This is a genomic window from Streptomyces sp. AC550_RSS872 (assembly GCF_019049285.1).
Lineage (GTDB): Bacteria > Actinomycetota > Actinomycetes > Streptomycetales > Streptomycetaceae > Streptomyces.
In genome coordinates this window covers 1-13,887 of record NZ_JAGMUL010000046.1, presented here as the reverse complement: position 1 = coordinate 13,887, position 13,887 = coordinate 1, and the positions used below count along the sequence as shown (strand labels likewise).

Here is a 13,887-nt window from a genome sequence, read left to right as displayed (position 1 = left end):
CATGGGGACCTACACGATTCCGAACGTCGTCGAGCGCACGCCGCAGGGCGAGCGGTCCTACGACGTGTTCAGCCGGCTGCTGTCGGAGCGGATCATCTTCCTCGGCACGGAGATCGACGACGGCGTCGCCAACGTCGTCATCGCGCAACTCCTCCATCTGGAGTCGGCGTCGCCGGAGAGCGAGGTCGCGATCTACATCAACTCTCCCGGTGGATCGTTCACTTCCCTCATGGCGATCTACGACACCATGACGTACGTGCAGGCGCCGATCTCCACGTTCTGCGTGGGCCAGGCGGCGTCCACGGCGGCCGTACTGCTGGCCGGAGGGGATCCGGGGCGGCGGTTCGTGCTGGAGCACGCGCGTGTGCTGCTCGGCCAGCCCGCCAGCGGCGGCAGCCGGGGCGTGGTGTCCGATCTCGCCCTCCAGGCCAAGGAGATGGTCCGGATCCGCTCCCAGGTCGAGGAGGTGCTGGCCCGGCACACGCACCACGACATCCCGACACTGCGCGCGGACATGGACCGCGACAAGGTGTTCACCGCGGAGGAAGCGGTGGCGTACGGGCTGGCCGACGAGGTGGTGAGCCGGCGCCTCGTGCGGGTCTGAGGCGCCGGCCCGACCTCACGCCGCCAGGCACATCCCGTCGTACGACGAACCGGTCCTGGCGTGGCCGCCGCGGCTGCCGCCCGGCACCTGGCGGCTGGTGAGCCGGACCAACTCGCCCTGCGCCAGCGACAGCAGGTCGCCGAGGCCGAGCCCGAGGGCGTGGGCGGCGGCCGCGAGGACCTCCGAGGAGGCCTCCTTGCGGCCGCGCTCGACCTCCGAGAGGTACGGCATGGAGATGCGGGCGGCGTCGGCCACGTCCTTGAGGGTGCGCTCCTGGGCCAGCCGCTCACGGCGCAGGGCGTCGCCGACGAGGTCGCGCCACAGCGGTTCCCTGGCCGCGGGGCCCGGCGACGGGGCGGCGGGAGGCGTGGGCGTGGCCACGGGGGTGATCGGCGCACGGGCGGCCGGTGGGCGGGCGGCCGGTGGGCTGGCAGCCGGTGGGCGCAACGGAATGACGCGGGCTTCGTTCGGCGCTTGATTGCTCACTTTCCCAGCCTATGAGCGAGGGACGCGAGGGGAAGGGATCAGCGTTCCGCCCTGGGGGAAATCGCGGTCCCCGCCCGGCCCGTCACGTGTCGGTCAGCGCCAGCACCGCGCGCACCAGCTTGCCGACCGGCACCCGTTCCACGGCGACCTCCGCGGCGAGCGCGTGGACTATCTCCAGGCCGTGCCGGCCGACGCGTTCCGGATCCTTGGGGTAGCGGCGGGGCAGGGCGGAGCTGCTGTCGTACACGCAGACCGTCACCGCGTCGTCGGTGCCCTCCAGGTCCAGGATGTACGGGCCGTTGCTGTGCCGGTCGGCGTTGGTGACCAGCTCGCTGACCACGAGAAGCACCTTGTCCTCGGCGGGCTGTGCGATCGTGGCGCACCACTCGGTCCTGAGCCGGCCGAGGAAGAGCGCGGCGAAGGACCGTGCCTCGGCGATGCATCCCGGTTCGCCGCTGTAGTGCGCCGCCCGCCGTAGTGGTTCCACGGGCACGTCGAAACCAGTCGGAATCACTGCCCCGTCCACGTGCTCGATCATGCGTTTCTCTCTCGGAAGCCGGACTGGCCGGACACTGCTGCACCAGTCCTCGTACCCAGAGCGGAGCCGCGCAGTCACCGTGCAGGTGGCGCCGTACGTCACAGCAGCGGCGGGGACGACGCCGGCGTGCCGCCGGACGTCGACTGTGACTCCGTGGTCATCTCCTCGTCCGGCGGCTCCTGGGACGAGGTGGTGGTCCCGGGCGACTCGGGCTCCGTCGTCTGCTCTTCGGACGTGGATCCGTCGGTCGTGGTCTCGTCCTTGGTCGTCTCGTCCTTCGTCGTCTCGTCCTTCGTCGTCTCGTCCTTCGTCGTCTCGTCCTTCGTCGTCTCGTCCTTGGTCGTCTCGTCCTTGGTCGTCTCGTCCTTCGTCGACGGCGAGGACGGGGTGGTCGACGTGGGGGAGCTCGGTGAGGTCGGCTTCGACACGCTCACCGACGGGGAGGGCTTCACGGGCCGCTTGGTCTTCTTGTCCTTGTGGGCATCGTCGCCGCGGTCGCGGGCGATCCACTCGTCGTGGTCGTGGTCGTAGATGACGAACTTCTTGACGACCTTCGGCGCGGGTGTGACCACCACGACGTTCGAGGGACGGTACGCGGGCCAGGAGTCGCCGGTCTGCCGGAGCGTGCCCTGTCGGGCGACCGGCTCGGTCAGCGGGTTGCCGCAGGCGCAGCGCACCCGGGGCACCCCGTGGTCGTCCACCAGGACCGCCGTGCCCGTCTGGAGGACGGCCTGGTAGCTGTCGGCGGCGCCGTCGCGGTAGCCGTGGTTGGTGACGCGGGTGTCCATGCGGAGCTGGACGGGGGTGAGCGAACGCAGATAGGAGGGGACGTCGGAGGCCTCGACACCGGCGACCGACGCGAACGCCCTGTTCTTCTCCGGAGCCTGCTGGAGGTACCTGATCTGCTTCTCCACGTCGCAGCTGGCGACGTTGCGGGTGCCGCCGTACAGGCCGGGTGCGCCGCCGTCGACGCCGATCACCGCGTTCGCGGGGGCCGACTCGGTGGCCGGGGACGGGGTGACGGGCGGGGCGGAGCTGTCCGTCGCCGTGGACTCGGTGAACGGATCGGGGCCGGTGCTGCCGGCGGACTGGAGGAAGACCTCTCCCTGTGCGCTGTCGCCGGTGCCGCCGTCGCCGCGGGAGAGGACGAGGGCGAGGACCACGGCGGCCACGACCACGGTGGAGAGGATGGCGATGCGGGGTACGGACTTCCACCAGGGCTGGTGGGGCTCGGGGCTCGGGGCTCCGGCGCCGCTGCCGGACGGGGGCGGCGCGGGCGGGCCCGAGGGCGGCTGGGAGGGGCCCGACAGGGGGCCCGAGGGCGGTCCTGAGGGACGGCCGGACGACGGAGGTTCGACGCTCACGAGGCCTTCTTCCCGACGCAGGATTCGTGCGGGACGCCCGGCGTGGAACTCCTGCGACGCCTACGCCTTCTGCCACTTTCGTCTTGCCGTTATCACTGCTTCTGCTACTTCTGTCATCTTTGGGTAGCTCTCCCATTCTGTGCTCCGGTGGCGGGCCGTTCGCAAGCCGACGCGGACGGACCTCTCGGCGGGCGAGCGGCTGGGGCGCTGCTTAGCGTGGTCAGGGTGAGCGTGCTGACCCCTTCCCGTCCGGCCGTGGCCGCCCATGGCTGGGTGCGGGCCTTCGTCACGGTGCTGGCCGGGCTGCTCTCCATGGGGGTGGTCGCCGCGCTGGGGCTGTGGGCGGCGGGGGCGGCCGACCTGCCCGACAACGCCTTCCCGCGGGTCGTCGCGGCGACCGTCGTCACGGCGGTCGGTGGCACGATCGAACTGTCGGGGGACGCCGGGGTGCTGGCCGAGCCCGACGCCGGGCTGACGGTGATCCCGCTGTCCGTGACGCTCACCGGCGCGCTCGTCCTGGCCGCCGGTTTTCTGCGGCCGCTGCGGCACCGGGCGGTCGCAGGCGCCGGTGAACTGGCCGGGTGGGCCGCCAGGATCGCCGTACTGTGGCTGGTCGCGCTACTGGGGCTGTGCTTCTCCGCGCGCCAGACCTTCACCCTCTCCCTCGACGACCTCGGTCAGGATGTGCTCGCCGACATCGGCGACCTGTTCGGCATCTCCCCCGAGGTCGGCTTCACCACGGACGTCGCGGCGACTGTCCTGTTCGGTCTGCTGTGGCTGGTGGGCGTGCTGGTACTGGCCCTGCTGGTCTCGCGCGGGGCTCCGCTGCCGGGCCGGCTGCTGCGCTTCCAGGAGTCGGTGCGCCCGGCCGCGTACGCCATGGTGGCGCTGCTGCTCGCGTATGTCGTCCTCGGTGCGGTCATCGGCGTGATCGTCGCGGCGACCCGCGGGCACCCGGCCGAGACCTTCGCGGCGATCCTGCTGGGACTGCCGAACCTGGTGTGGCTCGCCCTCACGATCGGGCTCGGCGCGACCTGGGACGGCCGGGTGGACGGGCCGTTCGGGCTGCCCATGCCGCATGTGCTCGACGAGGTGCTGCGCGGCGGCGACGTCTCCGAGCTGAACCTGGGCACGCTCGCAGAGCACGACGGCCGGGTGTGGTGGCTGGTCGCCGTCGACGCGGTCCTGCTGCTGGCCGCCGCCTTCGTCATGGCACGGCGCTCACCGGCCCGGATCCGCCTGTGGCAGCACGCCGTGCACATGGCCGTAGCACTGGCCCTCACGGTCCTGACGATCTGCCTCCTCGCCCGCACCTCCGCCCACTACGGCCTGTCGATCCTCGGCATCGGCGAACTGGGCGGCGACCTGGCCGGCGAGCTGTACCTGAAGCCACACGTATGGCCCGCCATCGGCCTGGCCCTGCTCTGGGGCCTGGTCACGGGGTTCCTCGGCGCGCTGCTGGCCCGGCCGACACGGCATCGGGGCGAGGTCGCGGCCCGCGGGGAAGGATGACCGGCACGAGGGCCGCCGAAGAGCGGGGATTGCGCGACAGCGGGGTTGGGCGACAGTGGGGTTGCGCGACAGTGGGGGTGCGCGACAGTCACTGCCGGAACACCGGCTCCGCCCAGCGTGGCGGTGGCTTCGGCGACTCCTTCGCGGGTTCTGCCGGGGCTCCTACGACCCGGTGGTCCACCGCGGTCTCCGGGCGCCCGCCCGCCGGGCCGCCGGTCACCGCCGCGCGCAGGTCGGTGACGAAGGCGAGGCAGGAGTCGTGGCGGTCCTCGGGGCTCTTGGCCAGGGCGTCGGCGAAGACGTCGTCGACGGGTGGGGCGAGGTCCGGGCGGGCCTCGGTCACCGGTGGGGGGTCGTCGTACTGGTGGGCCCAGAGCAGGGCCATGTCCTCGTCGCGGCGGAAGGGCGGGTGGCCCGTCAGGCACTCGTAGACCACGCAGGCGAAGCCGTAGACGTCGCAGCGGGCGTCGACCGGTTTGCCCGAGATCTGCTCGGGGGCCACGTAGTCGAGGGTGCCGACGAACTGGCCGACGGTGGTGAAGCCGGTCAGGGACAGGGACTTCTTCGTCAGGCCGAAGTCGGTGAGGTAGGCGTGCTCGGGGTGGTCGCTGTCGGTGCCGCGGGCGACGAGGATGTTGCCGGGTTTCACGTCCCGGTGGACCAGGCCGTTCTCGTGCGCCGCGTCGAGAGCGGAGGCGACCTGCGCGGCGATCCGCAGGGCCGTCGCGGGCGTCAGCGGGCCCTGGCTGTCGAGCAGATGGCGCAGGTCGCTGCCGGAGACGTAGCGCATGGCGATGTAGAGGACGCCGTCCGTCTCGCCGGCCTCGAAGACGGGCACGATGTGCGGATGGTCGATCGCGGCGGCGGCCCGGGACTCGTGGGTGAAGCGGCGGCGGAAGGTGTCGTTGCGGGCGAGTTCGGGCGCGAGGAGCTTCAGCGCGACCGTGCGGTCCAGGCGCAGGTCCTTGGCGCGGTAGACCACGGCCATGCCACCTCTCCCGATCTCGCGTTCGATGCGGTAGCCCGCGACCTGGCGGCCGATCAGCTCGGAAGGCCGGCCGGAGAAGAGGCTGGTGTCACGGGCCATCGGGCGTCACGACCCTGGTCGGGGCATGGCCGGGGTCGTCGGCGGCGGCGCGGGGGCCGTCGTCCGTGGCGTAGGTGGTTAGCCGGGTGCCGTCCACGTACTCCCACCGCCCCTGCTCGGCGTCGTACAGCCACATGGACTCCCCGTCGACGACCGCCCCGATCCGCAGCCCCGAGGTGCGGGCGCGGAAGGACTCGCCGTCCATGCCGCCGGACGCCAGGTCCTCCACCGCGGACCGGTAGTCGGCCAGCACCCGCTCGACGCGGGTGAGCAGCGGGCGCGGATCGGCCGTACGGGTGACCGGCCCGTCGGCGGCGGTGGGCGGGTCCTGGGGCACGGCGACCAGGAAGCGGCCGTCGACCCAGGCCGACCATCCGTTGGCGCACAGGACGTGCCCCCAGTCGCCCCGCCGTTCGACCAGCCGGACCGGCAGGAACGGGTCGAGGGGCACGGTGGGCCGGGCGGGGTCGGGCTCCTCCCAGGCGGGCATGCCGCGCTGGGGGACGACGTGGGTGGGCCGGAAGCCGGGGGATGCCATGGTCCGCGCCTACTTCCGCATCACGACGGGTTCGCGCCGGCGCAGCAGCCGGGAGACGAGGTAGCCGAAGAGGAGCGAGAGCACGACGAGCATGCCCACGTTGAGCAGCCACACCCCGGGTGAGTGCTCGAACAGCGGATCGCCGGTCAGGTCTCCGGGCGCGATCCGGGCCAGATCGACGGTGCCGGCCATCGCGCCGAACGCCCACCGGGAGGGCACCACCCAGGACAGCTGCTCCAGGCCGGGAACACCGTCGAGCTTCAGAAGCGCCCCGCAGAAGACGACCTGGACGATGGCGAGCAGCACCAGCAGCGGCATGGTCACCTCCTCCTTGCGCACCAGCGCGGAGACGACCAGGCCGAGCATCATCGCCGTGAAGGCCAGCAGGGCGACGGCGACGGTGATCTCGACGAGGGGCGGCATCAACACGCCTTCGCCGCCGGGCGCGTTGAGGTCGACGCCGAGCAGCGCGACCAGGGTCAGCACGACGGCCTGGAGCACGGTGATCGTCCCCAGGACCACCACCTTGGACATCAGATACGCCGATCTGGGCAGGCCGACGGCGCGCTCGCGCTGGTAGATGACGCGCTCCTTGACCAGTTCGCGTACGGCGTTCGCGGCGCCGGTGAGGACGCCGCCGACGCACAGGATCAGCAGGGCGCTCGTCGCCTTGTCCTGGGTCAGGCTGCCGCCCGCGAGCGCGCGGGTCATCGCCCCCATCACGAACGGCAGGGCGATCATGATGGCGAGGAAGGTGCGGTCGGCGCCGAGCGCCGAGGCGTAGCGCCGGATCAGGGTGCCGAGCTGGGCGCGGCGGTTGCGCGGCCGGGGCGGCCGGGTGATGAGGACCGGGCCGGTGCGGGGCTGCCGGGGCTGTGCGGTGGCGTCGGCGATGTACTGCCGGTGGTAGATCGAGGCACGGTAGTCGCCCGCCCAGTCCCGTTCCTGGTCGCGTTCGAAGGCCTCGAAGGCCTCCGGCCAGTGCTCGAAGCCGAAGAAGAGCAAGGTCTCCTCGGGCGGGCCGTAGTAGGCGATCCGTCCGCCCGGCGCGAGGACGAGGAGCCGGTCGCAGATGTCGAGGCTGAGCACGCTGTGGGTGACGACGATGACGGTACGGCCGTCGTCGGCGAGGCCGCGCAGCATGTTCATCACCGAACGGTCCATGCCGGGGTCGAGGCCTGAGGTCGGTTCGTCGAGGAACAGCAGCGACGGCTTGGTCAGCAGTTCCAGGGCGACGCTGACGCGCTTGCGCTGGCCGCCCGACAGGCTGTGCACGGGCTGGTCGACACGCTGCTCCAGGCCCAGCTCGTGGATGACCTCGTCGACCCGGGCCCGGCGCTCGGCCTTGGCGGTGTCCTGCGGGAAGCGCAGTTCGGCGGCGTAGGACAGGGCGCTGCGGACGGTGAGCTGGCCGTGCAGGATGTCGTCCTGCGGGACCAGGCCGATGCGCTGACGAAGCTCGGCGTAGTCGTGGTAGAGGTCGCGGCCGTCGTAGAGGACGGTGCCGTGGTCGGCGGGGCGCTGGCCGGTGAGGGCGTTGAGCAGCGTGGACTTGCCGGCACCGCTCGGGCCGACGACGGCGAGCAGGCACTTCTCCCCCACCGGGAAGGAGACGTTGTCGAGGAGGAGCTTGCGGCCGTGGTCGACGGCGACCGCGAGGTCCTGCACCTCCAGGGAGACCTCGCCGGTGTCGACGTACTCCTGGAGTTCCTCCCCGACCAGGCAGAACGCGGAGTGGCCGATGCCGACGATGTCACCGACACCGACGGGCGCACGGGTGACGGAACTGCCGTTGAGGTAGGTGCCGTTGTGGCTGCCCAGGTCGACGATCTCGTACGTGCCGTCGGGCAGCGCGCGCAGCTCGGCGTGGTGACGGGAGACGATCAGGTCGTCGATGACCAGGTCGTTGTCGGCGGCGCGGCCGATGCGCACGGCGCGGGCGGGCAGCGGCCGGACGGTGGTGGGCCGGCGGAAGGTACCCGTGAGGCTGGGCATGGAGACCGCCGAGGGGCGGTTCGCGGCGCCGACCGGAGGAGTGCGGTCGAGGAGTACCGCGCGGGGGCCGTCGGACGGGTTGCCGAAGCGGATGACGGTGCCGGGACCGACGTCCCACTCGCGGATGCGGTGGCCCTCGGTGTAGGTGCCGTTGGTGCTGTTCTCGTCGGCGAGGGTCCAGTGGTCGGCGTCGGGGCGCAGCACCGCGTGGTGCCAGGAGACGCGGGCGTCGTCGATGACGATGTCGCTGAGGGGGTCACGTCCGACGTGGTAGTCACGGCCCGGGGTCATCACGGTGGATCCCGACTCGGTCTCCAGGACGAGTTCAGGCGCAGTCGGTGCGGCCGGTCGCTCCGCCATGCCATGATTCTATCGATCTGTTCGGATATGCGCCTGCTTGCGCCAGTCCCGCCCCCGCGCCGCCCACTGGGCTAGCCGACGGGCACGACCAGCGCCGGGATGGTCCGCTGCATCCGCAGGGCGTCCACCGACTCGGCGAGCAGTTCGTACTCGGTGGTCTCGTCGCTCACGGCGATCCGCACCAGCCGCCCGGCCGCCAACTCGTCGCCCACCAGCTCCTGTTGGCCCAGATCACCGCACCAGGCCCGGAGCACGGCCGGCACGTCGGGCACATTGTCGGCGACCGGGACGAGCGCACTCGGCGGGAAGTGCTCGGCGTCCGGTCGCGGGTCTAATCGCTCGGCGATCCAGGAGGCCCGGTCCCGCAGCCACCACAGCGCGAGGGCCAGGGTGGGCGCCCGGTACGTTCCCAGGGGTACACCGATGCGCCGGCCGCCGCAGACGCCGTATGCGGTGACATGGCACAGGAACTCGTCGTGCACGTTGCCTCCCCCGTGTTGCCGTGTTCGCCTGTCGGCGGTCCTCGCTTTCCCTGCGGCCCATGAGCGGTGCGTAAGGGCGCCGTCGCCCCATGTGAGGCACCCTCGTAGTTGAGTATGTTCACTACTGAAACACTGTCACCACGACTTTCCGGCCAGTCTCCTGGCATATTCACAGCCAGTATTGGCCGAAACACGGCGGGTACACGTCAACCCGGGGTGTGACCGGGGCATTACCGGGTGGTGCCCGCCGGGACATGAGCGATGAGTTCGGCCTCTCGCGGCGGTCTGAGCGGTGAAGGCCACGGCCGGTGAAGGCCGTGACCAGTGAAGGCCGTGACGGACCGCCGCGAACGGAGTACACCATGACCACGAACACGCGAGTGGACGCGGAATTCACCGCCGTCCTGCTCAAGAGCCCCAGCGAAGGCGGCTGGACCTATGTCGTCTGGCCGGAGTCCGTCGACTTCTTCGGTACCCGTGGCCTGGTCAAGGTCCGGGGGACGGTCGACGGACATCCGTTCCAGAGTTCGTTCATGGCCCTCGGCGACGGCACCCACAAGCTTCCCGTGAAGGCCGAGGTGCGCGAGGCCATCGGGAAGCAGGAGGGCGACTCGGTGACCGTGCGCCTGACGGAGCGGCTCAGCCCTTGAGGATCTCCTCGATCCGGGCCAGTTCCTCCGCGTCGAAGTCGAGGTTGCGGGTGGCGGCGACGCTGTCCTCGATCTGCTGGGCGCTGCTCGCACCGACGAGCGCCGAGGTCACCCGGCCGCCGCGCAGGACCCAGGCCAGGGCCAGCTGGGCCAGCGTCTGCCCGCGGGACCCCGCGATCTCGTTCAGGGCACGCAGCTTGCCCAGCAGCTCCTCGGTGATCGCGTCGGCGTTCAGGAACGGGCTGCCGCTCGCGGCCCGCGAGTCCTTCGGGATGCCGTCGAGATAGCGGGAGGTCAGCTGGCCCTGCGCCAACGGGGAGAAGACGATCGAGCCGACCTGAAGCTCGTCCAGGGCGTCGAGCAGGCCCTCCTCCTCGGGGCTGCGGTTCAGCATCGAGTAGGCGGGCTGGTGGATGAGCAGCGGGGTGCCCAGCTCGCCCAGGATGCGGGCGGCCTGACGGGTCTGCTCGGCCGAGTAGTTGGAGATGCCGACGTACAGCGCCTTGCCCTGCTGCACCGCCGAGTGCAGAGCCCCCATCGTCTCCTCCAGCGGAGTGTCCGGGTCGGGGCGGTGCGAGTAGAAGATGTCGACGTACTCCAGACCCATCCGCTTCAGGCTCTGGTCGAGCGAGGACAGCAGGTACTTGCGGGAACCCCACTCGCCGTACGGGCCGGGCCACATCAGATAGCCGGCCTTGGTCGAGATGATCAGCTCGTCCCGGTACGGCGCGAAGTCCGCCTTCAGTGCCTCGCCGAACGCCGACTCGGCGGCCCCGGGCGGCGGGCCGTAGTTGTTGGCCAGGTCGAAGTGGGTGACGCCGAGGTCGAAGGCGCGGCGCAGGATGGCCCGCTGGTGCTCGACCGAGCGGTCCGCCGGCCCGAAGTTGTGCCACAGACCGAGGGACAGCGCGGGGAGCTTGAGGCCGCTGCGTCCGGTGCGCCGGTAGGGCATGTCCGCGTAGCGGTCGGTGTGTGCGGTGTACAACGCGACTCCAGAGGGGTTGGCACACGAAGAACGGCTCCGAAGAGCCGGTTTCCAGTCGCCGTCCATGCTGTCGCGACCTGCGGGCAGTGGTCCAACAGGTAAATCAGATGGGATTCAGCGAATACGCTGCTCAATCATGGAACTGCGCCATCTCCAGCACTTCGTGGCGGTCGCCGAGGACCACCACTTCACCCGGGCGGCCGAGCGCCTCATGGTCTCCCAGTCGGGTCTTTCGGCCTCGATCCGGGCCTTGGAGCGGGAGTTGCAGACCCCGCTGTTCGTGCGGACGACCCGCAGGGTCACCCTCACCCCGGCCGGGCGGGCGCTGCTGGGCGAGGCGGAACGGATCCTGGCGCAGGTGCGGGCCGCCCATGAGGCGGTGGCCGCGGTCCAGGGCGTGCTGCGCGGGATGCTGGCGCTCGGGTCCGAGCAGTGCATCGCCGGGGTGCATGTGGCCGGGCTGCTCGCGGCCTTCCGGCGGCAGCATCCGGACGTGGAGATCTGTCTGCGTCAGGCGGGGTCGGGCGCGCTCGCGGAGGAGGTCGCGGCCGGACGCCTCGATCTGGCCTTCGCCGTCCGCGCGGCGCAGGAGGACACCGACCAGCTGCGGGTCGTACCGCTCACCGGCGAGCCGATGACCGTCCTGTGCCACCCCAGCCACCGGCTCGCTCAGGCCGGCGCCGCAGTCACCCCCGAGGAGCTGGGCGGTGAGGTCTTCGTCGACTTCCACCCGGACTGGGGGCCGCGCCGCACCACCGATGCCGTCTTCGCGGCGGCGGGCGTACGACGGACGGTCGCCCTGGAGGTCAACGACGTGCACAGCCTCCTGGACCTGGTGGACGAGGATCTCGGCATCGCCGTCGTTCCGCGCCACTTCCGGCACAAGCGCGGCTCACTGACCGCACTGCCGGTGAAGGGCACCGGCGAGACCGTCTACGAGACGGTCGCACTGCTGCCGCCCCCGCAGGCCACGAGCCCGGCGGCGCGGGCCCTGATGGCACTGCTGGAGACGGACGGCGCGGCCTGACGGCCGGTTCCAAGGGCGCGTGCCGGACGGCTTTGCGCGATGGTGGAGCCATGCATGCGAAGGACATCCTCATCGACGGGTACAACCGCATCCAGGAAGAAGTCCACGCCGCCGTCGAGGGCCTGGACCCGGACGACCTCGTCGCCCGCCCCTCCCCCGACGCCAACTCCGTCGCCTGGCTGATCTGGCATCTCACCCGTGTCCAGGACGACCACATCGCCGACGCCTTCGACCTCGACCAGGTCTGGCTGACCCAGGACTTCCAGAAGACCTTCGGCCTCGACCTGCCGCGCCACGACACCGGCTACGGCCACACCGCGGCGAAGGTCGCCAAGGTGCGGGTCGACTCCGGTGACCTGCTGACCGGCTACTACGACGCCGTGCACGCCCAGACCGTGGGAGCCCTGCGCGAGGTGGCCGCCAAGGATCTGGAGCGCATTGTGGACGAGCGCTGGGATCCGCCGGTCAGCCTGGGCGTACGGCTGGTAAGCGTCCTGTCCGACGATCTTCAGCACGTCGGACAGGCCGCCTATGTGCGCGGGCTGATTCAGAGCACGTAGCCCGGGAGCACCACGTCCTCGATGAGGGCCTTGCGCTCGTCGAACGGGATGAACGCGCTCTTCAGGGCGTTCACCGTGACCGTGCGCAGGTCCTCGACCGTCCAGCCGGCCTCCTCGACCAGCAGCGACATCTCGCGCGTCATCGTCGTCCCCGACACCAGCCGGTTGTCGGTGTTGAGGGTGACGCGGAAACCGAGGTCCTTCAGCGCGGTGATCGGGTGCTCGGCGATGGAGGTGGCGGCGCCGGTCTGGAGGTTGGACGTCGGGCACATCTCCAGCGCGATACGGCGGTCACGCACCCAGCCGGCGAGGCGGCCGAGCTTGCCGTCCACGATGTCGTCGGTGATGCGCACGCCGTGGCCGATGCGCTGGGCGCCGCAGATCTGGAGGGCCTGGTGGATGCTGGACAGGCCGTCGGCCTCACCGGCGTGGATGGTGAACGGCACGCTCTCGCGGCGCAGGTGCTCGAAGGCGTCCAGGTGGTCGGCGGCGGGGAAGCCGGCCTCGGCGCCGGCTATGTCGAAGCCGACGACCCCGGCGTCCCGGAAGGCCACGGCGAGGTCGGCGGCCTCACGCACCCGGTCGAACATCCGCATCCCGCACAGCAGCGTGCCGACCCGCACCGGGGTGCCGGCGGCCGCGGCCTTGGCCATACCGGCCGCGAGCCCTTCCTGGACCGTCTCGACGACCTCGGCGAGCGTCAGCCCGCCGTTGGTGTTCAGCTCGGGGGCGTAGCGCACCTCGCCGTAGACGACGCCGTCGGCGGCCAGGTCGAGGACGTACTCCTCGGCGGTGCGCAGCAGGCCCTCACGGGTCTGCATCACGGCGAGAGTGTGCTCGAAGGTGGCGATGTAGCGGACCAGGTCACCGGAGTTCGCGGCCTCGAAGTACCAGGCGGCGAGCTCGTCCGGGTCGGTGGTGGGCAGGGTGTGGCCGACCTCGGCCGCGAGCTCGACCACGGTGGCGGGGCGCAGGCCGCCGTCGAGGTGGTCGTGCAGGACGGCCTTGGGGAGGCGGCGGATCACATCGGCATCTACGCGCGTAGCAGTCATGGGTGGGTCTTTCCTTGAGCCTTGAGCGGGGCGGTCCCGGGCGGTTTCCGGGGGCGAAGGGAGGTCAGTCGGCGGGCTGGAGGAGGTCCCAGCGATTGCCGTACAGGTCCTGGAAGACGGCGACCGAACCGTACGGCTCGTGCCGGGGCTCCTCCAGGAAGGTCACGCCCGCGGCGAGCATCCGGGCGTGATCGCGGGCGAAGTCGTCGGTGTGCAGGAAGAAGCCGACGCGCCCGCCGGTCTGGTCGCCGACCCGGGCCCGCTGCTCGTCCCCCTTGGCCCGGGCCAGCAGCAGCGCGGTGCCCTGATCGTCGGCCGCGACGACGACCCAGCGCGAGCCGTCCGGACGCGGGGTGTCCTCGACGAGCCGGAAGCCGAGGGCTTCGGTGTAGAAACGGATCGCCTCGTCGTAGTCGTCGACGACGAGGGTGACCAGGGCGATACGTCTCATCGGGGCCTTCCGGGGAGGTGCGATTGACGGGAGAGGTTATACGTAAAACCTCGCGGGCGCCAGTCGCCGGCGGCAGGGACTCACGACCGCCCCCGGAGACCTAGGCCCTGTCGTTTGGATCAGCCCGGCTGTGAGGCGCGGCTCCTTTCAGCCGACCCGAGCGGGGCCTGGTGCGTGCAGCTGCAAGGCGGAGGAG

General features: G+C 71.3%; 15 protein-coding genes. 5 read left to right on the top strand and 10 right to left on the bottom strand.

Annotated features, from left to right (window positions below):
• Position 1: 1 nt before the first annotated feature.
• Complete coding sequence (locus tag KUM44_RS20755; protein WP_217209722.1) at positions 2-604, top strand: ClpP family protease; 603 nt, start codon at positions 2-4, stop codon at positions 602-604.
• Between the two features lie 15 nt (positions 605-619).
• Here KUM44_RS20755 and KUM44_RS20750 read toward each other — a convergent pair whose 3' ends face one another.
• The 3 genes from KUM44_RS20750 to KUM44_RS20740 all read right to left on the bottom strand — a co-directional run bounded on the left by KUM44_RS20750 (position 620) and on the right by KUM44_RS20740 (position 2,992).
• Positions 620-1,090 carry a helix-turn-helix transcriptional regulator gene (locus KUM44_RS20750; protein ID WP_308402679.1) on the bottom strand — a complete coding sequence of 157 codons (471 nt, stop codon included), beginning with the start codon at positions 1,088-1,090 and terminating at the stop codon, positions 620-622.
• A gap of 82 nt (positions 1,091-1,172) precedes the next feature.
• Positions 1,173-1,628, bottom strand: a complete 456-nt coding sequence (locus KUM44_RS20745) for an ATP-binding protein (RefSeq protein ID WP_217209720.1) — start codon at positions 1,626-1,628, stop codon at positions 1,173-1,175.
• Between the two features lie 98 nt (positions 1,629-1,726).
• Positions 1,727-2,992, bottom strand: coding sequence for a DUF6777 domain-containing protein (locus KUM44_RS20740; protein ID WP_217209718.1), 1,266 nt, complete (start codon positions 2,990-2,992; stop codon positions 1,727-1,729).
• A gap of 225 nt (positions 2,993-3,217) precedes the next feature.
• Here KUM44_RS20740 and KUM44_RS20735 point away from each other — a divergent pair, with 225 nt between their 5' ends.
• Positions 3,218-4,504 (top strand): streptophobe family protein, encoded by a 1,287-nt coding sequence (locus KUM44_RS20735; protein ID WP_217209716.1) that lies wholly within the window; start codon positions 3,218-3,220, stop codon positions 4,502-4,504.
• 88 nt (positions 4,505-4,592) lie between these two features.
• Here KUM44_RS20735 and KUM44_RS20730 read toward each other — a convergent pair whose 3' ends face one another.
• The 4 genes from KUM44_RS20730 to KUM44_RS20715 all read right to left on the bottom strand — a co-directional run bounded on the left by KUM44_RS20730 (position 4,593) and on the right by KUM44_RS20715 (position 8,966).
• Entirely contained in the window at positions 4,593-5,591 is a 999-nt protein-coding gene (locus KUM44_RS20730) for a serine/threonine-protein kinase (protein WP_217209714.1), read from the bottom strand.
• A complete protein-coding gene (locus KUM44_RS20725; RefSeq protein ID WP_217209712.1) occupies positions 5,581-6,129 on the bottom strand; it encodes a hypothetical protein in 549 nt (182 codons plus the stop codon). Before KUM44_RS20725 ends, KUM44_RS20730 begins: the two co-directional genes overlap by 11 nt.
• 9 nt (positions 6,130-6,138) lie before the next feature.
• Positions 6,139-8,484, bottom strand: a complete 2,346-nt coding sequence (locus tag KUM44_RS20720) for an FHA domain-containing protein (RefSeq protein ID WP_217209710.1) — start codon at positions 8,482-8,484, stop codon at positions 6,139-6,141.
• Positions 8,485-8,555: 71 nt separating this feature from the next.
• Positions 8,556-8,966, bottom strand: a complete 411-nt coding sequence (locus tag KUM44_RS20715) for a hypothetical protein (RefSeq protein WP_217209708.1) — start codon at positions 8,964-8,966, stop codon at positions 8,556-8,558.
• A 362-nt stretch (positions 8,967-9,328) separates the two neighbouring features.
• Here KUM44_RS20715 and KUM44_RS20710 point away from each other — a divergent pair, with 362 nt between their 5' ends.
• Positions 9,329-9,616 (top strand): DUF1905 domain-containing protein, encoded by a 288-nt coding sequence (locus KUM44_RS20710; protein ID WP_217209707.1) that lies wholly within the window; start codon positions 9,329-9,331, stop codon positions 9,614-9,616.
• On the opposite strand, the gene mgrA is transcribed toward KUM44_RS20710, so the two are convergent.
• Complete coding sequence (gene mgrA, locus KUM44_RS20705) at positions 9,606-10,601, bottom strand: L-glyceraldehyde 3-phosphate reductase (RefSeq protein WP_217209706.1); 996 nt, start codon at positions 10,599-10,601, stop codon at positions 9,606-9,608. The two genes, KUM44_RS20710 and mgrA, sit on opposite strands and share 11 nt — an antisense overlap.
• 136 nt (positions 10,602-10,737) lie before the next feature.
• Between mgrA and KUM44_RS20700 the strand changes: the two genes are divergently transcribed.
• On the top strand, positions 10,738-11,628 hold the full coding sequence (locus KUM44_RS20700; RefSeq protein WP_217209705.1) for a LysR substrate-binding domain-containing protein: 891 nt from the start codon (positions 10,738-10,740) through the stop codon (positions 11,626-11,628).
• Between the two features lie 50 nt (positions 11,629-11,678).
• Positions 11,679-12,188 carry a DUF664 domain-containing protein gene (locus tag KUM44_RS20695; RefSeq protein ID WP_217209704.1) on the top strand — a complete coding sequence of 170 codons (510 nt, stop codon included), beginning with the start codon at positions 11,679-11,681 and terminating at the stop codon, positions 12,186-12,188.
• On the opposite strand, the gene KUM44_RS20690 is transcribed toward KUM44_RS20695, so the two are convergent.
• Positions 12,176-13,240: an adenosine deaminase gene (locus tag KUM44_RS20690; protein WP_217209703.1), complete on the bottom strand. Its 1,065-nt coding sequence runs from the start codon at positions 13,238-13,240 to the stop codon at positions 12,176-12,178. The genes KUM44_RS20695 and KUM44_RS20690 overlap by 13 nt on opposite strands.
• A 64-nt stretch (positions 13,241-13,304) precedes the next feature.
• Positions 13,305-13,691: a VOC family protein gene (locus KUM44_RS20685; RefSeq protein ID WP_217209702.1), complete on the bottom strand. Its 387-nt coding sequence runs from the start codon at positions 13,689-13,691 to the stop codon at positions 13,305-13,307.
• Positions 13,692-13,887 lie beyond the last annotated feature (196 nt).

Coding starts and splice junctions, on each gene's coding strand:
- KUM44_RS20755 (WP_217209722.1), top strand. CDS start 2: ATGGGGACCTACACGATTCCGAACGTCGTCGAGCGCACGCCGCAGGGC.
- KUM44_RS20745 (WP_217209720.1), bottom strand. CDS start 1,628: ATGATCGAGCACGTGGACGGGGCAGTGATTCCGACTGGTTTCGACGTG.
- KUM44_RS20730 (WP_217209714.1), bottom strand. CDS start 5,591: ATGGCCCGTGACACCAGCCTCTTCTCCGGCCGGCCTTCCGAGCTGATC.
- KUM44_RS20725 (WP_217209712.1), bottom strand. CDS start 6,129: ATGGCATCCCCCGGCTTCCGGCCCACCCACGTCGTCCCCCAGCGCGGC.
- KUM44_RS20720 (WP_217209710.1), bottom strand. CDS start 8,484: ATGGCGGAGCGACCGGCCGCACCGACTGCGCCTGAACTCGTCCTGGAG.
- KUM44_RS20710 (WP_217209707.1), top strand. CDS start 9,329: ATGACCACGAACACGCGAGTGGACGCGGAATTCACCGCCGTCCTGCTC.
- KUM44_RS20700 (WP_217209705.1), top strand. CDS start 10,738: ATGGAACTGCGCCATCTCCAGCACTTCGTGGCGGTCGCCGAGGACCAC.
- KUM44_RS20695 (WP_217209704.1), top strand. CDS start 11,679: ATGCATGCGAAGGACATCCTCATCGACGGGTACAACCGCATCCAGGAA.
- KUM44_RS20690 (WP_217209703.1), bottom strand. CDS start 13,240: ATGACTGCTACGCGCGTAGATGCCGATGTGATCCGCCGCCTCCCCAAG.
- KUM44_RS20685 (WP_217209702.1), bottom strand. CDS start 13,691: ATGAGACGTATCGCCCTGGTCACCCTCGTCGTCGACGACTACGACGAG.